The organism is Paraburkholderia sp. BR10872 (assembly GCF_040965835.1).
Classification (GTDB): domain Bacteria; phylum Pseudomonadota; class Gammaproteobacteria; order Burkholderiales; family Burkholderiaceae; genus Paraburkholderia; species Paraburkholderia nodosa_A.
Window position 1 is genome coordinate 73,823 of sequence record NZ_JBFRCN010000013.1, and the last position, 19,212, is coordinate 93,034.

21 protein-coding genes and 2 pseudogenes are annotated in these 19,212 nt (G+C 62.8%); 5 read left to right on the top strand and 18 right to left on the bottom strand.

The window, feature by feature from the left end:
• Window positions 1–42 precede the first annotated feature (42 nt).
• Together AB4Y43_RS13080 and AB4Y43_RS13085 are read right to left on the bottom strand one after the other, a co-directional pair.
• Entirely contained in the window at window positions 43–813 is a 771-nt protein-coding gene (locus AB4Y43_RS13080) for a PP2C family serine/threonine-protein phosphatase (RefSeq protein ID WP_141710578.1), read from the bottom strand.
• Between the two features lie 17 nt (window positions 814–830).
• Window positions 831–1,124, bottom strand: coding sequence for a hypothetical protein (locus AB4Y43_RS13085; RefSeq protein ID WP_368727960.1), 294 nt, complete (start codon window positions 1,122–1,124; stop codon window positions 831–833).
• 476 nt (window positions 1,125–1,600) lie between these two features.
• Between AB4Y43_RS13085 and AB4Y43_RS13090 the strand changes: the two genes are divergently transcribed.
• Together AB4Y43_RS13090 and AB4Y43_RS13095 are read left to right on the top strand one after the other, a co-directional pair.
• The gene (locus AB4Y43_RS13090) at window positions 1,601–2,068 is read left to right on the top strand and encodes a lecithin retinol acyltransferase family protein (RefSeq protein ID WP_069262247.1); all 468 of its coding nucleotides are present in this window, start codon (window positions 1,601–1,603) and stop codon (window positions 2,066–2,068) included.
• 61 nt (window positions 2,069–2,129) lie between these two features.
• On the top strand, window positions 2,130–2,372 hold the full coding sequence (locus AB4Y43_RS13095) for a hypothetical protein (RefSeq protein WP_069262246.1): 243 nt from the start codon (window positions 2,130–2,132) through the stop codon (window positions 2,370–2,372).
• Window positions 2,373–2,374: 2 nt separating this feature from the next.
• Here AB4Y43_RS13095 and AB4Y43_RS13100 read toward each other — a convergent pair whose 3' ends face one another.
• From AB4Y43_RS13100 to AB4Y43_RS13110, 3 genes are all read right to left on the bottom strand, one after another.
• The gene (locus AB4Y43_RS13100; protein WP_069262245.1) at window positions 2,375–2,590 is read right to left on the bottom strand and encodes a hypothetical protein; all 216 of its coding nucleotides are present in this window, start codon (window positions 2,588–2,590) and stop codon (window positions 2,375–2,377) included.
• 127 nt (window positions 2,591–2,717) lie between these two features.
• On the bottom strand, window positions 2,718–2,990 hold the full coding sequence (locus AB4Y43_RS13105) for a hypothetical protein (protein WP_042267637.1): 273 nt from the start codon (window positions 2,988–2,990) through the stop codon (window positions 2,718–2,720).
• Window positions 2,991–3,086: 96 nt separating this feature from the next.
• Window positions 3,087–3,359 carry a hypothetical protein gene (locus AB4Y43_RS13110; RefSeq protein ID WP_069262244.1) on the bottom strand — a complete coding sequence of 91 codons (273 nt, stop codon included), beginning with the start codon at window positions 3,357–3,359 and terminating at the stop codon, window positions 3,087–3,089.
• Window positions 3,360–3,888: 529 nt separating this feature from the next.
• On the opposite strand from AB4Y43_RS13110, the gene AB4Y43_RS13115 reads away from it, so the two are divergent.
• Complete coding sequence (locus tag AB4Y43_RS13115; protein ID WP_368727961.1) at window positions 3,889–5,988, top strand: protein kinase; 2,100 nt, start codon at window positions 3,889–3,891, stop codon at window positions 5,986–5,988.
• A 171-nt stretch (window positions 5,989–6,159) separates the two neighbouring features.
• Here AB4Y43_RS13115 and AB4Y43_RS13120 read toward each other — a convergent pair whose 3' ends face one another.
• The 8 genes and pseudogenes from AB4Y43_RS13120 to AB4Y43_RS13155 form a co-directional block, all read right to left on the bottom strand.
• Complete coding sequence (locus AB4Y43_RS13120; protein WP_368727962.1) at window positions 6,160–6,855, bottom strand: phosphatase PAP2 family protein; 696 nt, start codon at window positions 6,853–6,855, stop codon at window positions 6,160–6,162.
• 255 nt (window positions 6,856–7,110) lie between these two features.
• On the bottom strand, window positions 7,111–7,512 hold the full coding sequence (locus AB4Y43_RS13125) for a DUF1488 family protein (protein ID WP_083245068.1): 402 nt from the start codon (window positions 7,510–7,512) through the stop codon (window positions 7,111–7,113).
• A gap of 149 nt (window positions 7,513–7,661) precedes the next feature.
• Complete coding sequence (locus AB4Y43_RS13130) at window positions 7,662–8,159, bottom strand: hypothetical protein (protein ID WP_141710577.1); 498 nt, start codon at window positions 8,157–8,159, stop codon at window positions 7,662–7,664.
• Window positions 8,160–8,734: 575 nt separating this feature from the next.
• Window positions 8,735–10,234 (bottom strand): annotated as a pseudogene (locus AB4Y43_RS13135) (phospholipase C); the annotation flags it as partial.
• A gap of 372 nt (window positions 10,235–10,606) precedes the next feature.
• Window positions 10,607–11,533: a pyridoxal-phosphate dependent enzyme gene (locus tag AB4Y43_RS13140; RefSeq protein ID WP_368727963.1), complete on the bottom strand. Its 927-nt coding sequence runs from the start codon at window positions 11,531–11,533 to the stop codon at window positions 10,607–10,609.
• Window positions 11,534–11,649: 116 nt separating this feature from the next.
• Window positions 11,650–11,739: pseudogene (locus AB4Y43_RS13145) on the bottom strand (AraC family transcriptional regulator); the annotation flags it as partial.
• An 89-nt stretch (window positions 11,740–11,828) separates the two neighbouring features.
• Window positions 11,829–12,002 (bottom strand): hypothetical protein, encoded by a 174-nt coding sequence (locus AB4Y43_RS13150; protein ID WP_176732829.1) that lies wholly within the window; start codon window positions 12,000–12,002, stop codon window positions 11,829–11,831.
• Window positions 12,003–12,444: 442 nt separating this feature from the next.
• Window positions 12,445–12,711 (bottom strand): hypothetical protein, encoded by a 267-nt coding sequence (locus AB4Y43_RS13155; RefSeq protein WP_069262239.1) that lies wholly within the window; start codon window positions 12,709–12,711, stop codon window positions 12,445–12,447.
• A gap of 121 nt (window positions 12,712–12,832) precedes the next feature.
• Between AB4Y43_RS13155 and AB4Y43_RS13160 the strand changes: the two genes are divergently transcribed.
• Window positions 12,833–13,363: an isochorismatase family protein gene (locus AB4Y43_RS13160; protein ID WP_368727964.1), complete on the top strand. Its 531-nt coding sequence runs from the start codon at window positions 12,833–12,835 to the stop codon at window positions 13,361–13,363.
• Window positions 13,364–13,382: 19 nt separating this feature from the next.
• On the opposite strand, the gene AB4Y43_RS13165 is transcribed toward AB4Y43_RS13160, so the two are convergent.
• The 3 genes from AB4Y43_RS13165 to AB4Y43_RS13175 all read right to left on the bottom strand — a co-directional run bounded on the left by AB4Y43_RS13165 (window position 13,383) and on the right by AB4Y43_RS13175 (window position 15,782).
• Window positions 13,383–13,523, bottom strand: coding sequence for a hypothetical protein (locus AB4Y43_RS13165; protein ID WP_368727965.1), 141 nt, complete (start codon window positions 13,521–13,523; stop codon window positions 13,383–13,385).
• Window positions 13,520–14,749 carry an MFS transporter gene (locus tag AB4Y43_RS13170; protein WP_368727966.1) on the bottom strand — a complete coding sequence of 410 codons (1,230 nt, stop codon included), beginning with the start codon at window positions 14,747–14,749 and terminating at the stop codon, window positions 13,520–13,522. The genes AB4Y43_RS13165 and AB4Y43_RS13170 overlap by 4 nt, the downstream gene beginning before the upstream one ends.
• Window positions 14,750–14,861: 112 nt before the next feature.
• Window positions 14,862–15,782 (bottom strand): LysR substrate-binding domain-containing protein, encoded by a 921-nt coding sequence (locus AB4Y43_RS13175; RefSeq protein WP_368727967.1) that lies wholly within the window; start codon window positions 15,780–15,782, stop codon window positions 14,862–14,864.
• 95 nt (window positions 15,783–15,877) lie between these two features.
• On the opposite strand from AB4Y43_RS13175, the gene AB4Y43_RS13180 reads away from it, so the two are divergent.
• Window positions 15,878–16,201: a hypothetical protein gene (locus AB4Y43_RS13180; protein WP_368727968.1), complete on the top strand. Its 324-nt coding sequence runs from the start codon at window positions 15,878–15,880 to the stop codon at window positions 16,199–16,201.
• Window positions 16,202–16,734: 533 nt separating this feature from the next.
• Here the strand turns inward: AB4Y43_RS13180 and AB4Y43_RS13185 are convergent.
• Window positions 16,735–17,673, bottom strand: a complete 939-nt coding sequence (locus AB4Y43_RS13185) for a DMT family transporter (RefSeq protein ID WP_368727969.1) — start codon at window positions 17,671–17,673, stop codon at window positions 16,735–16,737.
• Between the two features lie 138 nt (window positions 17,674–17,811).
• Window positions 17,812–19,185, bottom strand: a complete 1,374-nt coding sequence (locus AB4Y43_RS13190; RefSeq protein WP_368727970.1) for an LLM class flavin-dependent oxidoreductase — start codon at window positions 19,183–19,185, stop codon at window positions 17,812–17,814.
• Window positions 19,186–19,212: the final 27 nt, after the last annotated feature.

The window sequence follows — 19,212 nt, forward strand, 5'->3', positions numbered from 1 at the left end:
GGAAACAGGGAAAGGCCAAAAACCAAGACCAAAAACAAAAAACTAACGCCCGACAGCAGGATTAACGAGCGTCCGATCCGACGCAGCCGGATCATCCACCCTCACAACGACAGCGGTAATGTTATCCCGCCCCCCAGCCTGCAAGGCCATTTCAACAAGCAAATCAGTGGCATGCTGGCAATCCCCAGCCTCGAGCGCCCGCACCATCTCGGGAACCTGCACTTCATTGCTCAGGCCGTCGCTACACAGCAAAAAGAGGTCTCCGTCGCGCACGACGATGCGGCCTTCGTCCAGATCAAGCCAGTCTGCCGCACCGACGGCCCGTGTTATCAAATGCTGCGATGGATGGTGGCGCGCCGCTTCGGCGCTCAAATGCCCCTGCGCCTGTAGCTCCGCCACGTAACTATGGTCTGTCGTGAGCGCTTCGAACTGTGCATCACGGTACAGATAGATGCGGCTGTCGCCCGCCCATAGCCAGCCAAACTCGCGCCCCTTCGCCATCAGCACGGCAACGGTGCTGCCTATCATGCGAACCCCGCGCCGCGCGGCTTCTTCGCGCAGCTGGTGGTTCACTGTTTGCAGCGTGCCGCGCGCCGTGGCCGAGAAACTGGTGAGGGTGTTGGATATGGCAAGCGCCCCAAGCGCGCGCACGATCATGCCGCTGGCCAGATCGCCCGCCGTGTGCCCGCCCATGCCGTCGGCCACTGCCCACAAGCCCCGTTGGGGCTGATCGAGACATGCATCCTCATTGAGCGCCCGCACACGGCCTACGTCCGTGCGCGATGCCGAACTCCATAACAATCCGCCTGTCACGATCGAGCCTCCATAGGCTACGCGACGAGTCCGTTATTCCTGCCGTTCTGGCCCACGTTTACCGCAACGTTCGAGTTCGACGCCGAATTGGTCACATCGAGCGTCTGGTACTGATTGACGACCTGATTCGCGTAGAACGTGTTGTTGGTCTGATAGAGGTTGATGATCGGACCGAGCGGCGAAGGCTGCGGGGGCTCGTAAGGCTGTATCCAGCCGAATACCCACGGCGCGCCTGCGCCCCGGATAAACGACATGGCCTTGCGGTCGAGATCGCATTGCAGATGAAGGTCGGTGATGGCGAGCGAGGTCATGACAGGTCTCCGTCAAGATGATAGCCGCAGGTCCGCGGCGTTCCGACCATACCTTGCAAGCAGCATGCCATTTCTCGGCGAAACGCGGCGCTCGCGCGCCATCTCCCCGTGAGGCTTGCCCCATATGACATCGCACTCACGGAGCGCGGTCCGCGCGTGCCCGCGTCTCGTGCGGTCGCGGTGCGATGGTCGTGCGCTCGCCAACACGTTGCGTGCCTGTCGTCATCAGGACTCCGACACATACACAGTGCCGCTTCCTGAGCCGGATTGGCGGCGACCCGATGGTTCGACGCCGACACAATCGAAGCACACGAGTTGGTGCAACGCCGACACACGAGCGCCTCCAGCGCGCACATTATCCCGCTCCGCCTTATAGAACCGTGATCGGCCGCCTGGCATATCTGATGCAGGGTAGTTGGCAACCGGCAAACGTCGAGCAGCACAGGAAGCCGGCAACCCGCCAGACGGATGCAGCCATGAGCCCCGACCTTCAACCGACGATGCACGCAGACGAACCGCCGCTCGGCGCGCATCTCGTATCGCGTCGCGCGGGCTACAGCCATCACGGCATCTATGTCGGCGGTGGGCGGGTCGTTCATTACGCCGGCTTGTGCGTATCGCTGCATCGCGGTCCGATCGAAGAGGTCACGCTCGAACGTTTCGCCGCCGGCTACGAAGTCGCCGTTGTCGCGCATCCGTGCGCAGCTTTCGTGGGCCGCGAAGCCGTCGCGCGGGCGCGCTCGCGTCTCGGCGAAGACCGCTATCGACTGCTCAGCAACAACTGCGAACACTTCTGCACCTGGTGCGTGGACGGCAAGGGCCGCAGCGACCAGGTCCGCACCTGCATTGCCCATCCGCTGGCCGGCTTGCGCGCGGTGCGCGCGCTGGTTCACGCGCGCCGCGTGCAGGCCAGCCGCGAAACGTACGTCGCGCACGCGGTGTAAGCGCCATATCCAGTCGAGACCAATACGACACGTATCGCCGCTACTTGCATCGGAGATCACCATGAATTCCGCCGAAACCTCGCTGCGCACTCTCGTCGACAAGTGGCTTGCACCCAACGCGCGCGTGCCGGCCCGTGTAGTACGTTTCAGCCGCACGCACGAGCAACGGCTGCGCTATGTTTGCGTCGAGGCAGTCCATCCCGCGCGCACGATTGCAATCTTCTTCTTCCGTCACGACGACGGCACGTGGTGCGTATTTCCGCCTGCCAGCACGCGTCCGGCGATGACCGCACGCGCTGCGTGAACTCAACGCAGCAGCGTCGGGCGGGGCCGCGCCGCGGGGACGGTTGCCGGCCCTCGCTGCGCGGGCGAGCCTTCGATCTCCACACGTACGCCGATAAACGGCCGCGGCACGAGTAGCGTGCGCTGCGAAGCGACGCGGGCGCCGCCCACGATCGCGGCCATTGCCTGCCTGTCCAGTTCCACGCTTTCCGGAAGGTCCTTGATGACGATAATGCTCATGGTCTGCTCCACGATAGCGGATTGGGCTCGAGGGGTGTCGTTCGAGTATAGGCGGTGGCGCGCGGCGCACGTAAACAAGCAGGCGGCGCCTCACGGCGCCGTCTACATTTTCCCTTCGCGGCAGCGGCTAGAACGTCACGCCGGTGTTCGCGTATTGCGAGGGATTGACCTTGAGATTCAGCGGCCCGAAGCCAGCGCCGATATAACCGATGTTATTGAGCGCGGCGACGTCGACCACCTGAACCTGCGAGATGTTCTGCACGATGTTGGGCGAGACGGTGATGTTGGCAATCGAGCCATAGCCACCGTAAGAGCTGCCGTTGCCGCCGCGTACGGCTGTCATGGCGCGGCGGTCGAGTGCCGTTCCGGGAGCCAGCTCGCGGATAACGAGGGAACTCATGATGAGCCTCCAGTTGCTGATGAATAGGGCGGGTGGACCCGGGCGGGCGCGGCACGCGAATGAACGCAGCGTGCGGCCGCGCCGCCGGCGGGACGATCAGAAGTTGATCGTGTTGTGGGCGGTCTGCACCGGGTTGACCGTCGCGTGAATGTTCTGCGCGAAGGCGACGTCGTTGCCCACGTTGTTCTCGATGGTGTTCGTCTGGCCGATCAACTGCTGGGCGGTGAAGTTCGTCGTGTCGTACTTGAACGACGGCGCCGGGTAGTAGCCGGGCCAGAGGCTCAGGCCGCCACCGCCGCGAACGGCGCTCATTGCTTTGCGGTCGAGTTCTTGCGCGACGCTCAAGTCGGCGATCATCAGCTTGCTCATGACAGTTCTCCAGAAGGGCAGTACGGTGTAGTTGGCGATTGAGCTGCAGTATCTTGCGGGCTCGCTCCTCCTGATGCACAGGCTGTGCCAGCGGCTTCGCGCCAGCCTCACGAACCGCTCGACGCCTTGTGCGACGGGGCTTTGCGGCAAGCCAGCCGGTGTGTGCGGGACAGGTGGCGGCACTTGCGCGCGAAAACGCTGATGGTGGAAGCCCAACAGCGCTGGGCGCGCTCGTTGGATTCGCTGCAACACGTGCGAGCCAAAGGCCTGGTTCAGGCACCGATTGCACTGCGCCGTGCCGCAGATTAATCTCTCATCAGACCTTGTTGCATGGTTGCAGGCGCGCGCCGGCTGAGATCACGGTGCGCGCAGGTCCGGCGGCGACTCTGTATGCTTTAAAGATGACGAGACCGCGCTGCAGCGGACTCGACGGGGATCGCGGCCGCAGCTACACGCGGCGCGATCGTGCGCCGGGAACGTGTGACGCAAAGCGCCTCGGCCATCCTGAAGCTGAGTTGAAGGCATACGAATGATGAGCCTTGCGCAGCTGATCCAGACATTCCAGAGCGGGGCGCTCTCACGCGAGGCGTTCTTCGCCGAGATCGACCACGTGCTCGCGGTCGACGCGGCCAATTGCGCTCGCCTGCGCGAAGCGGTGGACGCGACGCAAACGGTCCATCCGCTGCCCGATGCCGTGTATGCCGAGGTCCTGCGCCGCATCGAACATCGCCAGGACAACGCGGCGGCCGTCGACGACTCCACTCGCATTCACGAAGCCCTGGCCGCTGCGCGTAGCGCCACCACAGGCGACGATGCGGACCACGTGAAGGGAATCGGCGATACGCTCAATGGTCGCTTCGTGCTCGAAGAATGTCTGGGTGTGGGTGGCATGGGCACCGTCTACAAGGCGCTCGATTTGCGCAAGCTGGAAGCTTCGGATCGCAAGCCTTATATCGCGATCAAGGTGCTGAACGTGCAGTTCCGCGGCCAGCCGACTTCGCTGATCGCATTGCAGCGTGAAGCCCGCAAGGCGCAGACGCTCGCGCACCGCAATATCGTCGCGGTGTACGACTTCGACCGCGACGGGCCGCTCGTCTACCTCACCATGGAATATCTCTCGGGCAAGCCGCTCAGCAAGCTGCTGCGCGCGCCGGGTTTCGCGGGCATGCCATTCGAAAAGGCGCGGCCCATCATTGCCGGGATGGGGCAGGCGTTGGCCTACGCGCACGAGCGCGGCTTCGTGCATTGCGACTTCAAGCCCGCCAATGTTTTCCTCACCGACGGCGGCGATGTGAAAGTGATCGACTTCGGCATTGCGCGTGTGTTCCAGCGGCCCGAAGAAGATCCCGACGTCACTGTGTTCGATCCCGCGACGCTCGGCGGCATCACGCCCGCCTATGCGAGTCCGGAGATGTTCGAGCATCGGGAGCCGGACCCGCGCGACGATGTCTATGCGCTCGCCTGTGTGACCTATGAACTGTTGACTGGCAAGCACCCGTTCAATCGCAAATCGGCCACGCAGGCACGCAGCGACAAGATGCGCGCTGAGCGAGCGCCTGGCCTCGATCGCGGCCAGTGGCGCACCTTGAGCGCGGCGCTTTCGTTTGACCGCGCCTCGCGCACTGCGAGCGTCAATCAGTTTCTCCAGGGCATGGGCGTGCTCAAGCATGCACCGGCGTTCCCGGGCGCGCGGGTTGGCGCCATTGGCGTGGGGGCGGTCGTCGTCGCTGCGGGGTTATGGGTAGGATATCGCGTGCTTTCGGGACATGGGCAAACGGGCGCGAGGCCCTCGATGGCCGCCATGGCGCCCGCTGGCGCGACGAAGGCGGCCTCGGAGGCGCCGGCCTCGCCGGTGCTTGGCGCAGCGCCAGCCGCGGTTGTGGCGAGCATGCCTGCCGCGAGCGGGGTTGCAGTGGTTCCCGCATCGAGTGCGCCGGTGGCCGACGCGGCGTCGATCGCCGCGCTGAACACGACGCTCGCGCGGATTCCGTGCTCGGCGCTTGCGGCGTCGCTGCCCGAGCACGTGGTCCAGGTGCGAGGCTTTGCCAACACGGGCGAGAACATGGCGCACGTTCACGACGCGCTCGCGCAAACGCCCGGAGGGCTAGCCGCGAAACTCGACGTGACCGCGGTGGAGAACCACAACTGTGAAGTCGTGAGCGCGTTCGCGCCATATTGGCGCGCCAATCATCTGGCTGGCGGCGGCGCGACGATCCATACCCGGCCACTCGACGCACGTCTGACGCAGGGCATGCCGCTCATCGTCGATATCACCACGCCGCATTACGAGTCATACGTCAACGTGGATTATTTCGCGCTCGACGGCAGTGTCGTCCATCTGGTTCCCAGCAATGTCGAGCGCGACAATCAGGCGCCGCCCGGCTTCTCGGCGACGGTCGGGGGATCGGGATACTGGCTCGTGGACAAGCCGTTCGGCACGGAGATGATCGTTCTGCTGATCACGCCGGCACCGTTGTTCGATGGGCTGCGTCCGGCTTCGGAGTCTCGCTCGGCTTACCTCGCGGCAGTGGGGCAGCAGTTGAAACAGATGGAAGCACACTACGGCGAAGGGCGTATCGTTGCCGATTTCGTGCAGATCACGACGCACGCGCGCAGTGATGCACAGTAGTGCGAACTAGTTCACCGCGAGGGTCGTCATTCCCCCGTGATTGATTTCATCGCACCGAACGCCCAGCAGATGCGTTGCCATCGAGACGATGCCTGTTGCCATCACCATCGCGGAAGCGGTGGGCGGAAAAGCCGGCAGCCAGGATTGGCGTGGACTCGACGTCGGCATCTGTCATGTCGCCGTGTGCCATACCGAATGGGCGAGGCGCAGAAGATCGTCGAACTGTGTGACCAGTTCGAAACAGAGCAGAAAACCGACCGCCGCGACCGGCCCAGGGTAGCGCATGACGTAGCGCATGAAGGGTTTGACCGTGCGCCGTCTCACGGCTCTGCGCGTCATGATCCAGGTGATCACGATGCCGATGAAGGCACCGACGAGCAGATCCGTCGGGTAGTGATAACCCAGGTACGCACGCGGAAAGCAGACAAATGCCGCGACAGACAGGAACGCAAGAATGCCGATGCCTCTCCAGACGAGGAAGATCCCCATTGCCACTGCCGTCCACAGCATCGCGTGATCGCTCGGAAAGGAACTCCAGTGCATCAGCCCGGCAAGCTGTACGGGCGACGAGGCGAAATGCAGATTCAGCCCCGGTGTGAATAGCGGCCGCTCCCTGTACGGCAGAATGCGCGCAAGCAGGCGCCCCACCGCGAGTGCAATCAGGCCGCTCGCCAGCGTGGCGAGTACTATCTCGCGGCGCCAGCCGCGCCGCTCGTGTGGCTGGAACCAGATCCACCACAACAACGGGATCAACAGATAGCCCTTGAACGTGTAGAAGTCGGCAATTACCCCAATGGCGTAATTGACCTGTTGAGGAAGCTGGAGTTGAGTGAGGGCTCCCAGAATGACGATATCGAAGCTGTTCATTATTGTGGCCATCCCGCTGATGAATTCGTGAGAAGGGCGGTCTCGAACAGAATCCTCAACCGCCTCCGTGCCACATACGCAAGGCATTTTTCATGTTCTTTTCAAGCCAGCGCACACGGTGAAAGCAGTTCGCAGCGGCGAGCTGCTGCGATGCAATCTCATACGTGCGCATATAGCGTGCCTTGGATCACACTGCAGTGCGTCAAGGACCCGGCGGCATTCGTATTCAAGGAAATCAGATCGCGGTGCGCGCCCTCACGTCAACGCACTTCCAGCTTCTAGAGGATCCATGTCTGACGGTAGGCATGCGCTCGTGATTGCCATCTCGTCGCGTCGGGCAGCTTCCAGGAATTCGCCGTTGTGCCTGATGTCGGCTTCGTTCGTTTCTGGCCTGTATAAGCAGTCTCGCAAGAAAAGCTGGCAGCGTCCAGCGTAGATCCGATGGGGAAGAATTTGTCTTGTGATTGATTCGATCTCCTTTCTATGTGTTGCGAAGGCCGCTAACAGGCCGGCGCGGCCCGAGCGCGCACGAAAATAGTCTTCCAGGGCCTCCGGAGATATTTCGCACATGACCCAAGTGCCGTCGACGACGGCGCGATACCGGATCGTGCCACTCGCGTGGTAGAAGGCTTCTTCATCTGGGAATTGTATAAACACGGTCGCATACCTCTTTGACTGCCGGACCTGCCCTCAGCAACTGGTGTTCCTCGCACGTCTGATGAAGCGCTGAAAGCCTGCATCACGAGTTCGCCGTTTGAATCGAAATCAATTCTCAATTCGTTCACAGCAAATAATCCCGGACGATGCTAGTTACCCTGATCGGACGACGCGCTGCTGCTGTGGGGAGGAGATAACGGTCCGTAGCGAAGGTGTTGCGCCACCGACATGGGCACCTTGGGCGAGAACATGCCGACGATCGTGAGCGCATAGACGATCGCCGCGACGCCCGCCACAACGCGTACGGGGCGGGCGATCGCTGAATTGCCGAGGCCGATGTTGAGGTAGAACCAGATGCCGAGCAGCGCGAGCAGCAGCAGGCGCGGCATGGGCTTCCAGCCGTCGCGCCCGACTTCGGAGATAGACCAGACGAGTGCCGCGACGAGCGTGAAGAAGACGCTCCAGACGCCCGCCGAGCGGCTTCGCACCATGAGGGTACCCGAGCCGATCAGCGCGAGGCCGGTGACGACGTAGTAGGGCGTGGAACCCATTGCGACGAGCCAGCCGCCAAGCACAGCGAAGGCGGCGCCCACCAGTACCAGGACCTCCCCCGTCTCGGCAGGAGAGGCCTCGTGTCGGTTCGACATAGAAGAGCCCCCGCTCATGCAAATGTCAGGCATCGCGTCGCACAACTCCAAACGCCGTCAGGGTCTCTGTGGGCCATCCGGCAATCGGCGTACACGGCAACGCGCTTCGCTTGTGTTGCAATCGCCGTACCTTCCCGAGCATCAGAAAATTTGCAAGGGTCTGTGTAAAGGCGAGGCGTTATTCATTCGATACATAGCGCCACGTTTTTATCTCGGGCTGTGACCGAAGCCACAATCAGACATAGCGCTGATGGCGCGCTGGGGCGCTTGCATGGTAACCAGCAAATGAAGGAGAGACAGATTTGGATTCCAAATCAACCATATGAACTATCGAGAGGCTGAAAACTGAGGGAAAGAAGCGACGCGATGCGTTGACATATCTACAAGAAGTCAGTGTAGAAATGGCGCGCACTGCATCGTTTACCCTTGCATTGAATCGAAATCAAAACTGGAATGGTGAGAGCTTTCGAACTCCGCGCTGTCTGGCGCCAGACCTCCGCAGGCCGGTCGACTGGCAGCCCCGTCGGCGGGTCGAGAAACAGCTTGCGCTGCGCGATGTCTTCGTAGCGGCGGCCGAAGTCGAACATCCCCATGATGCTGCCGGCCTTGCTGTCGAACGACCCGCCGCCGATACGTTCTCCGTCGAGCCAGTTGTCTTCGATGAAGCGAACGACCGACGACTGGTCGATCAACGTATGGTCGACGTAATTCTCTTTCGCCCAGGGCGAAATGACGAGAAACGGAATGCGTGCACCCGGGCCGCAGCGGCCGTTCACGGGTTTGCCGTTCACGCCGTCCTGCGCGGTGCCGGTACCGCATTTTCCCTGACCGTTGAGGTGATCGGCGAACGAATCGTATGACGCGCTCGTCGGCGATGCGTATGCGTGGTCGTACCAGCCATCCGAGTCATCCCACGTCACGACGATGGCGGTGCTGGTCCAGTCCGGCTGGCGCTGCAGAAAGTTGACGACCTTCGCGACGAACGCCTGTTCGTCGAGTGGATCCGAATAGCCCGCGTGACCGTCCTGGAAGGCGGGGGCCTTGAGGAAACTCACGGACGGAAAGTTCCCGGCGCTCACCGCGCCAAAGAAGTCGTCGGAATCGTACTGATGATTGGCGGGGTCCGGGGTCCGGCCATCACGTTCCAGGGTATGCCCGATCGCCTCGATCGAACTCGGGCGTAAATGTTTCGGGTTCGACGTCGACGCGTAGTACTGGAACCAGTTGTGGTGTGGAACGTAGTCCTCCTTGGCAGCACCGACGACCGCCGATAGCGTGCTGCGCCTGCACGCGGTCGTGCCATTGCTGTTCACGGTCTCGAGGTTGAAGCCGCCCATGAAGCCGCCCCACGAAATATTACGGGCGTTCAGGAGGTCGCCGATGTTTCGGCCCGTCATCATGACGGTGTCGCGCTGGCTCGAGCATTGGTCGAAGGCGGGATCGACGTCGTCGATCAGCGTGAAGCCGCCCTGTCCGTCGTTCACGTAGTAGGAGCCCGGGACGGAAGGCCTTTTCGTCGTCAGCACGGGCCTCACGCCGTTGGTTTGACCCGAGACCACCTCCAGCGCGCCTGGCGTCGACGGGCCATAGGTCGACGACCAGGCATTGTCGCTCATCGCGAATCGCTGCGCGTAATTCCACAGCGCTGTGACCGTGTTGCCGTCGTAATAGCCCATCACCTCGCCATTGTTTCCGGACCCGCCGTCCAGGTCGCTCTTACCTTTGCCCGTGTACTTCGGGAACAGATCGACGGCGCCGTTGTCGTAGGCTTGCTGTTCTGCCGCATAGGCGTGATCCTGGTCGGCGGTCGCAGCTTGCGTACGGTCGATGCGGAACGGGTTCGCTGCGCCCGCGCCATTGGCCGGATTCGTGGCATTCGGATTTCTGGAGAGGAGGGGTCCAGAGAGGCCGTTCACCGCGGGCGTACCGGGCAGTGCGTTGAACGCCGGTTCGTCTGAAGGATTTGCCGCATGCGGATAGGTGGCAAAGTAGTGATCAAACGAGACATTCTCTCCATAGATCACGACCAGGTGCTTGATCGGAGTGGCAGTATGAAGGTCGTTCGGCCGATTCATGTGCTGGTCGTCATTTGCACCCCATGCAATGGGCAATGAGAATGCCGCGGCTATGAGCAAACCAAGCGCTAGATGACGCCAGTGCATGTCGAGCTCCTGTAAGTTGCGTTCCTCGTAGCGCAATGGGAGTTCCCGGCTGACGTTGCCGCGGCGATCGCAAGCGAGGGCCAGCTCGCGCTGGCCCTCGCCGGGTTACAACACGCGCAGGCCGCGAGATGCTGGAGCACATCGGAGAGTCGAAAGCCGCTTAGGTCTACAGACCGTAGGTCCGCGCCATCAGAGCGGCTGTCGCGTAACTGTGCGTTGCGCAGGCTGCCGCTTCGAACACGGCGCCGCGAAGATCCGATCGTTTCCGCCGCTGCGGGCACCAGGTCATCGGCTATCTGCCTCGCTTGCCCACGCGCGTATCTGATCGATGGTGGCCGTCGCGCCGCCGCATACGACAACCAGAATATTCCGGTATTTGGCCAACGCGGGATGCCTCTCGTAGGCGACGGACAGCGCTGCGCCGCAGGCCGGCTCAACCAGAATGCGGTGATCCGCAAGAAAGCGCTCGCAGGCAGCGAGTGCGCTGGAGTCCGATACGACGAGACTGTGGACAGGGTGCTCGCGCACGCAGCGCAAGGCCTGCTCGCACACCCGCTTGGCGCCGAGCGAAGTCGCGACGCTGGAGATACAGGGCAATGCCACCGTATGACCCGCCTCGACAGCGGCATGAAGCGAAGCGGCGCCATCGGTTTCGACGGCCAACACCGGCACGTCGTGCCAATGATTGCGCCGGAGGCCTTCCACGACGCCACAAAGCAGGCCGCCGCCGCCAACGGAAAGCACGATGGCATCGGGTTTGAAGCGGGCCTGGGCAACTTCATCGATCATCGAGGCATGGCCGTGCCACAGCAGTGTGTCGTCGAAGGGATGCAGAAACGCGTCCGTCGCGCCCAGCAAGGTCAGCGCGAACTGGTTGGCCTCTTGCCAGGAACTGCCGTGCACCACGACCTCTGCAGCTTCCAGGCGGAGCAACTCCCTGGCGCGTTCCGTCGTCGTTTCCGGCACCACGACAAGCACGGGAATGCCCAGGCGCCGGCCCGCATAAGCCACGGCAAGACCCGCATTTCCCCCGGACGACGATACGAAACGCTGCGCGCCACGGCTTTGGTGAACGGCGCAAGCGTGGCCGATGCCCCGGATCTTGAACGATCCACATGGCTGCAAGGCGTCGAGCTTGAGCCACACGGATTGTTCACCAGGGACGCTCAAGGCGCGCGACTCCACCAACGGGGTTTCAAAGTGCAGATGCATTGCAATGGGCTTCCAGGATTGCGATCGGACCAACCGTTCTTCTGCTGATCCTAAAGAGGAAGAGAGAGTCTGGCTTGTAAGATATTGACGCGTGAGGCGAGCGAAGGCCCATCGGCTCAGTATGCAGACGGGGCCACGCCAAACGCGTGACGGAACGCCCAGTTGAAATGACTTTGATCGTAAAACCCGACGCCTTGGGCACGCTTGTGAGCGAAAGTCACGAGTTTTGCCGGTCCTGGTTTTGCCGTGTGAGGCGCCGTCAGTCTGCACACACCCGTGACTCGCCCGTGTATGGCTACGTCGACCGGTCGCGATTGCGCGCGCGCGTGGCGCCCGTGATCACCGCGACGCCGAGCAGTATCACCGCCACGATCTCGATGATGTGCACCGCAACATGCAGCGCCATCAATGCCCACGCCACGCCGCCAATGAAAATGATCCATCCGATCAGATAGATGAGCAGGGTCATCGTTCTTCTCCTTGTGGTTTCGGCCTGGGTGCAGTGCGAACAACGCCATTGGCGAAAGAGCGGTCCCCCGCCTTTCACCGGGCGAAAAAGGTCGAAGCACATTGCGCGCCTGACTTCGCCATGGCGCGCGGAGCAGCTGGCGCTGACAAATGGACCCGAATTATAAGGATGCCGAACGGATTTGATCATGCAGGACGCGCATGCGGCAGCCGAACGCACGCAAGGCGTAGCGTCACCCGCGCCGTCGCTGCGTGCGTTGTTGTGCTCCGCGCTGACAGCGCAGGATGGTGTGCCGATAAGGTTTGCTAACCAATCATACCGGCAGTCTTGATAAACGGACGGACGCGGACGGCAAGTCGCGCCTCAGAAGCCTGTTGCTTCCAGCAGGCTTTTATCCGGGCAACGACAGCAGACCGTTTGGCAGGAACGGCGCGCGGGCTAGTTAGTGCCCATGCGCCTCGCGGAAACCGGCGTCCTTTTCGAGTCGGCGGCCGTGGCTACCGACGTGGAATCCCGCTGAGATCACAAACAGGACTCCGGCGAAAGGCCAGATATAGATTGCCAGCGAGAAGCAAACCCAAATCGCTTCTTGTGGCGGATACGCCTGGAGTGCCCAGACAAGACAGGCAACTGGCAACAGCATCAGACACACCGCCGACCGGGTGAGAAAGGTGGCGGCTTTTGCTTTCTTTAGCGTCTCTGCTTGCATGCCTGGCTCCATAGGGAATGGCATTGGGACATAGAGTCGCACGGTGACCATTTGTCGCATACTTAGTAATATCCCTGACAGGTGCCATTTTCCGCACTGCAATCTCCGAAAAGGATGCGTGATGCTGCATAGCGTTTCCGAATCGATCGTAGTTCTTATCGACTTGCAAATGAGACTGATGCCGGCGATTCACGACGGCGAATCCGTTGTCGCTCAAGCCATTCGGTTTGGGCGGATTGCTCGGGGTCTCGATGTTCCGGTCATCGGGACAGAACAGAATCCGGGCGCGCTCGGCGAAAACTCGCAGGAAATAAAGGACCTGTGCGCGACGACTGTTGCAAAGCACCATTTCGACGCCACCGCCGATGGTCTGTTTGAAGCGCTGCCTGAAGGGCGAACCCGAGCCATCGTCGCGGGATGCGAGGCCCATGTCTGCGTATTGCAGACAGCGATGGGTTTGCTGCAGCGCGGTCTATCGGTCACTGTCGTTACTGACGCGACAGGCTCGCGGAAAGTCGCCGACAAAGAGGCGGCCATTGCGCGGCTGAACAAAGCGGGCGCTGAAGTGGCGACGGTCGAGATGGTCGCGTTCGAATGGCTGCGCTCGTGCCAGCACCCGCGCTTTCGCGACATACTGCAGTTGATCAAGTAAGCGGCTACCAGCGGCGCGCTCATCTGCAAAACGCGGCGCCGGTGAGCAAGGCAAGTATCGTCGAAGGCGCGAGATACTCGACGAACGTCCAGACAATAAGCGTTACGAACGAAACGGCCAGCATGACCTGCATGATGCGCCAGGCCACGACCTCACTCACGAAGGTTGGCCGCCGATCATGGCGCGCTGCACGACCCGCTCGTCGTCGATCGGCAAGTGCATCAATCCCGCGATGACGCCAAGCGCAATCGAGCCCTGCCAGAGCAGGCCGTAGCTATGCGTCGCGTCGAACACCACGCCGCCCAGCCAGACGCCGAAGAAACTCCCGATCTGATGCCCGAGAAACACGAAGCCGAAGAGCGTCGAGATATAGCGCACGCCGAACATCTGCGAAACGATCCCGCTCGTCAGCGGCACGGTGCCGAGCCACATGAAGCCCATCGCGAACGCGAACACGTAAAGCGTGAGGGGCGATAGGGGCAAGGCGAGGAACAGCGCCATTACGCCCGCCCGTGCGAAGTAGATCGCCGAGAGCAGATACTTGCGCCGCAGAAAGCCCCCTGCGTAACCGCAGAGAAACGTGCCTGCCGTGTTCGCCAGCGCAATCAGCGCGAGCGCCAGGCTCGCTTCGCGCGCGCTCATGCCCTTGTCGAGCAAATACGCCGGCAGGTGCGCGCCGATGAACGCAAGCTGGAAGCCACACGACAAAAAGCCCAGATTGAGCAGCCAGAAGCCGCGATGCGCGAACGCCTTTCCGAGCGCTCGGCGCAGGGTGTCGTGCGTATCGATCGCGCCGCTGCGCCGCAGCGGCCGATCGCGCAGCCATGCCGCGAGCGGCGCGCTGGCGAGCATCATGGCGGCGAGCACGAGAATTGCCGTGACCCAGCCGAATCTGCCGATCATCCCTTGAGTGAGCGGCACCATGCAGAACTGGCCCAGGCCGCCGAACATACCCGCCACGCTCAGCGCCCAGCTGCGCTGGTCGGCTGCAAAGAGCCGCGAGAGCGCGCCATAGACGGCGCCGAAAGCCGTTCCGGACAATGCCACGCCGAGCACCACGCCCACGCCAAACGTGTAGACGCCAGGCGTCGCGCTCAATGCCATCATCGCGAGGCCGAGCGCGTAGAGCAGGGCGCCCGCGAAGATCACACGTGCGGAGCCGAAGCGGTCGGAGATCATGCCCGTGAGCGGCTGTGCAACGCCCCACAGCAGGTTTTGCAGCGCGAGCGCGAGGCCGAACGTCTCGCGCGACCAGCCGCGCTCGAGCGTGACGGGCAACAGAAAAAGCCCTTGCACGTTGCGCACGCCGAGCGCCGCACCCATCACGACGCCACCTGCGATCACGAGCAGCCAGCGGCGGCGCCATGCATCGTCCATCCCGGTCATCGTTCGCCTCCTCGCACTGGGCGCTTCGCTGTTGCGCAGCGTGGTGCCTAGTAGAGCGCGGGAAAGCGGGCTGGCTCAAGTGAGTTTTCGGCACGCTTCGCATGCGTGCCGCTCATGCGACCTGGTTTTGGCGAGCCTGATCGACGATCCAGTCGATGACGGCGCGCACGTCGTCGCGCGGCGCTTCGTCGGCCTGATGCAGCCAGTAGGCATAGCCAGTCGGACCCTCGGCGCGCGCATTGCCGATGGCGGCGAGCCTGCCGTCGGCAAGCAGCGGTTGCACGAGGGCAAGGCGCCCGAGCGCGATACCGCGGCCGGCGGTGGCGGCCTGAATGACCTGGTCGTACTGGTTAAAACGCAGCACGCCGCGAAGCGGAGCGCCGTCAAGGCCGCGCGCGCCCAGATGATCCGCCCAGCGCAGCATCGGGCGGCGCACGCCCTCGAATTCGAGCAGCACGTGGCGCGCGAGCGTGGCCGCGTCGAGCTTCTTCACGTTCAACGAAGGATGCGCGACCGGCAATACGTATTCGTCGTACAGATGCACAGCGCGATTGGCTGCCTCCGGCGCGATGCGGGCCGGCGCGTAGCGCAGGGCGAGATCGATGCCTTCTGCGCGCAGATCGAGCACCTTCTCTGAGGTCGCAAGGCGCAGATCGATATCGGGAAGCTGGCGTTGCAACTCGCCGATGCGCGGCAGCAGCCACAGTCCTGCAATGCCGATGCTGGCGGTGATCGTCACCGGCTGACGTGCTTGGGGCGCGGCCAGCGCGCCGACGATTTCCTGCATCTGCTGCACCGCGCCGTCCGCAACGCGCAGCAGGCGCTCGCCCTCCGCTGTGAGCGCGATCGAACGATAGCCGCGGTTGAAGAGGCGCACGCCTAGCGCTTCTTCGAGCGCGGCGATCTGGCGGCTCACGGCGGATTGCGTCACGCACAGGTCGTCGGCGGCGAGCGTGATGCTCATGCGCCGGCCCACCGCGACGAAACCGCGAATGAGGTCGAGAGGAGGGAGTTTCACGAGCGGCACTGACATGCGTTTTCCTCATGCGAAAGCTGCGCAAAGATTGATTGATGCAGCGGGCAAGGTCAAGTGAAATCGATACTCCGGATTCTTCAGGGAGCACGCTCATGGATTCAGCCGATCCAGCCGAGGCACGTCCCATCGCTGTCGCCATCACTGCTGCCGATGGCTTTACGCTTCGCGCATATGTGTGGCGTCGTCACGCGCTGCCGAACGCGGACGCGTCGCGTCCGGTGGTCATCGTCAATTCGGCGACGTCGGTACGCTGCCACTACTATTTCCGCTTTGGTGCATGGCTGCACCAGCAGGGTTTCGACGTGCTGGTCTACGACTACCGTGGCATTGGCGGCTCGCAGCCCGTCGCGCTCGCCACGCTCGATGCGAGCTGGCTGGAATGGGGAGAGCGCGATTTCGAAGCGGTGCTGCGCTAAGCAAGAAGCCTGTTCCCTGGGCAGCCGATCGATGTCGTGGGGCATAGCATTGGCGGCTTCCTGATCGGGCTCGCGCCGTCGAATCATCTCATTCGACGCGTCTTCACCGTCGGCACGCAATACGCGTATTGGCGAGACTACGCGCCGCGCAGCATGCCGCTCATGCTCTGGAAATGGCATGTCGTGATGCCGGTTTTGACTGGCCTGATGGGCTATTTCCCCGCATCGTGGTTCGGATGGATGGAGGACACGCCGCGCGGCGTTGCGAGGATATGGAGCCGGGGCCGCGCCCGCTTTGAAGACACGCTCGGCGACGGGGCGCTCGCACGCACGCCCGAGCAGCGCATGGACATCGTCGCTCGTTTCGGCAACATGCGTGCGCCGATTCTCGCCGTGAGCTTCCACGACGATCCATTCGGCACGATTCGCGCGATCGAACGCGCGCTGTGTTATTTCACACAGAGCCTGTCGACGCATGTACGCATCGCGCCCGCGTCAATTGGCGAGCGCAGCATCGGACATTTCGCGTTTTTTCACTCGCGATTCGAGCGCAGCCTGTGGCCGCTCGCGCGGGATTGGCTGGCCGATGGCAGCGTCATCGCGATGACTCCGGCAACGACGCACCCGAGCCCCAGCCACGCCGAGGTCGAAAGCGATTCACCGAGCCACGCAATGCCTATCGCCACGCCGACCGGCACGCGCAAATAGGCCTGCGCCGTCGTGCCGACCGAGCCGAGCGTCTGGACGAGCCGGAAGTAGATGACGAACGCGATCGCCGTGGAAAAGACGGCGAGTGCGATCAGCGCTGCGATCGATTGCAACGACGGATGAAGCGTCCACGGGCGGTCTAAGGCCAGGCTCACGGGGACCAGCAGTATCGCACCGACGATGAGAGACCCCGCAGCGGGTGCGACCGGCGAGAGTCCCTTGAACGAACGGCCGTAGATCGCCGCACCGGCGTAGCAAACCGTCGCGGCGACGATCGCCAGCTGCGCAACGAGTTGCTGGCCGAGTCCTTCGAATGCACTCACGCCGACCACGAGGCATATGCCAGCGAGACCCGCGGCGACGCCGAACAGCTTGCGCGCGTTGACCTGTTCGTGGCGGGTAATCAGCCACGTGCCGAGGAACGCCATGACAGGCGAGGTCGAGTTGAGGATGGTCGCCAGACCGGCTTCCACCGAACGCTCTGCCCATGCGATCAAGGTAAAGGGAATCACGCTATTGAGCAGCGCCTGCACGGCGAAGCGACGCCACACGGCCGGGTCTCGCGGTACCGGAATGCGCTGCCACAGCATCCAGAACAGAAGGAGCGTTCCGGCAATCGACGTTCTCGCGGCGATGAGCGTCAACGGCGGGATGGTCGTCACGCCGACTCGAATGAACGTATAGGACGCGCCCCACAGCGTGGAAAGTGCGAGGAGCAAAAGCAGGTCGAGTCCGGCCGATTTGCTCGCGGTCGATGTTTGCATGCTGGGCGGTCGATTTCACGCGGACGCGGTGAGATTACGGGTCACGCTCCAGGGATAGAGCGCGTATCGACAGTATGCGGGCATCTTCGGTGCGAATATTTCGGCCTGGCGTGAAATGTGGATTGTCGATGAACGGAATCAGGAAGCGACGCGCAATGCGTCTTCGCGCTGCGTGGCGTAGCGGTTCGCGGGACGAGGCAGGCCAAGATGCTCGCGCAATGTGCGCCCCGTATATTCCGTGCGAAAAAGTCCGCGACGCTGCAATTCGGGCACCACGTACTGCACGAACTCGTCGAGGCCGCCAGGCAGCCAGGGCGACATGATATTGAAGCCGTCGGCGCCTTCCTCCTCGTACCATTGCTGAAGCTGGTCCGCAATGCTTTGCGGCGTGCCGATCACCTGTTGATGCCCGCGCGCGCCCGCAATGCGCAGATAGAGATCGCGTATGGTGAGGTTGTCGCGCCGCGCGAGATCGAGCAGCAAGCGTTGCCGGCTCTTGCCGCCGTTGGTTTCCGGCAGGTCGGGCACGGGGCCATCCACGGGATATTGCGAGAGGTCGAGGCCGCCCGACATGTTCGCGAGCAGCTGCAGTCCCACGCTCGGATGGATCAGCGCCTGCAACGCGTCGAACTTCTCCTGCGCTTCTTCCTGCGTGCGGCCGATCACGGGGAAAATGCCCGGCATGATCTTGAGATGCTCGGGGCGGCGGCCGTAACGCGCGAGCCGCCCTTTCACGTCGCGATAGAACTGCCTGGCTTCATCGAGCGTTTGATGCGCGACGAAAATCACTTCGGCGGTTTGCGCCGCGAGTTCCCTGCCGGCTTCCGAGGCGCCCGCCTGCACCACGACGGGCCAGCCTTGCGGCGAACGCGCCACGTTGAGCGGGCCGCGCACCTTGAAGTGCTTGCCGCGATAGTCCAGCGTGTGCAGCTTCTGCGGGTCGAAGTAGAGGCCGCTTGCCTTGTCGCGAATGAAGGCGTCGTCTTCCCAGCTGTCCCAAAGCCCGGAAACCACGTCGTAGAACTCTTTCGCGCGCTCGTAGCGCAAGGCGTGATCGAGATGCTTGTCGAGGCTGAAGTTGTGCGCTTCGGTTTCGGTGCTCGACGTCACGAGATTCCAGCCCGAGCGGCCGCCGCTCAGATAGTCGAGCGAAGCGAATTTGCGGGCTACGTTATAGGGCTCGTTGAACGAGGTCGACACCGTGGCGATGAGCCCGATGTGCTTCGTGACCACCGATAGCGCGGAGAGCAGCGTGATCGGCTCGAAATGATCGGCGCGCGCGGTGCGCGAGAGCGAAGGCACATGGGTGTCGCGCACGCTCACGCTATCGGCGAAAAAGACGGCGTCGAATTTGGCGCGCTCGGCCGTTTGCGCCAGCTTGGCGTAGTGCGCGAAGTCGAGGCCGCCGGCTGCGTGTGCATCGGGGTGACGCCACGCGGCGATATGGTGGCCCGTCTCCATCAGGAAGGCGCCGAGGCTCAATTGTCCCGCGCGTCGCGGTGCTGCGCTCATGTGTGCTCCTCGAATGTGGTTGGCGTT

Excerpts from the sequence above, each read along its gene's own strand:
- AB4Y43_RS13105 (WP_042267637.1), bottom strand. The coding sequence starts at position 2,990 with ATGAGTTCCCTCGTTATCCGCGAGCTGGCTCCCGGAACGGCACTCGAC.
- AB4Y43_RS13120 (WP_368727962.1), bottom strand. The coding sequence starts at position 6,855 with ATGAACAGCTTCGATATCGTCATTCTGGGAGCCCTCACTCAACTCCAG.
- AB4Y43_RS13110 (WP_069262244.1), bottom strand. The coding sequence starts at position 3,359 with ATGAGCAAGCTGATGATCGCCGACTTGAGCGTCGCGCAAGAACTCGAC.
- AB4Y43_RS13185 (WP_368727969.1), bottom strand. The coding sequence starts at position 17,673 with ATGCAAACATCGACCGCGAGCAAATCGGCCGGACTCGACCTGCTTTTG.
- AB4Y43_RS13150 (WP_176732829.1), bottom strand. The coding sequence starts at position 12,002 with ATGACCCTGCTCATCTATCTGATCGGATGGATCATTTTCATTGGCGGC.
- AB4Y43_RS13130 (WP_141710577.1), bottom strand. The coding sequence starts at position 8,159 with ATGTCGAACCGACACGAGGCCTCTCCTGCCGAGACGGGGGAGGTCCTG.
- AB4Y43_RS13155 (WP_069262239.1), bottom strand. The coding sequence starts at position 12,711 with ATGCAAGCAGAGACGCTAAAGAAAGCAAAAGCCGCCACCTTTCTCACC.
- AB4Y43_RS13170 (WP_368727966.1), bottom strand. The coding sequence starts at position 14,749 with ATGACCGGGATGGACGATGCATGGCGCCGCCGCTGGCTGCTCGTGATC.
- AB4Y43_RS13085 (WP_368727960.1), bottom strand. The coding sequence starts at position 1,124 with ATGACCTCGCTCGCCATCACCGACCTTCATCTGCAATGCGATCTCGAC.
- AB4Y43_RS13095 (WP_069262246.1), top strand. The coding sequence starts at position 2,130 with ATGAATTCCGCCGAAACCTCGCTGCGCACTCTCGTCGACAAGTGGCTT.
- AB4Y43_RS13160 (WP_368727964.1), top strand. The coding sequence starts at position 12,833 with ATGCTGCATAGCGTTTCCGAATCGATCGTAGTTCTTATCGACTTGCAA.
- AB4Y43_RS13140 (WP_368727963.1), bottom strand. The coding sequence starts at position 11,533 with ATGCATCTGCACTTTGAAACCCCGTTGGTGGAGTCGCGCGCCTTGAGC.
- AB4Y43_RS13090 (WP_069262247.1), top strand. The coding sequence starts at position 1,601 with ATGAGCCCCGACCTTCAACCGACGATGCACGCAGACGAACCGCCGCTC.
- AB4Y43_RS13180 (WP_368727968.1), top strand. The coding sequence starts at position 15,878 with ATGGATTCAGCCGATCCAGCCGAGGCACGTCCCATCGCTGTCGCCATC.
- AB4Y43_RS13175 (WP_368727967.1), bottom strand. The coding sequence starts at position 15,782 with ATGTCAGTGCCGCTCGTGAAACTCCCTCCTCTCGACCTCATTCGCGGT.
- AB4Y43_RS13100 (WP_069262245.1), bottom strand. The coding sequence starts at position 2,590 with ATGAGCATTATCGTCATCAAGGACCTTCCGGAAAGCGTGGAACTGGAC.
- AB4Y43_RS13115 (WP_368727961.1), top strand. The coding sequence starts at position 3,889 with ATGATGAGCCTTGCGCAGCTGATCCAGACATTCCAGAGCGGGGCGCTC.
- AB4Y43_RS13190 (WP_368727970.1), bottom strand. The coding sequence starts at position 19,185 with ATGAGCGCAGCACCGCGACGCGCGGGACAATTGAGCCTCGGCGCCTTC.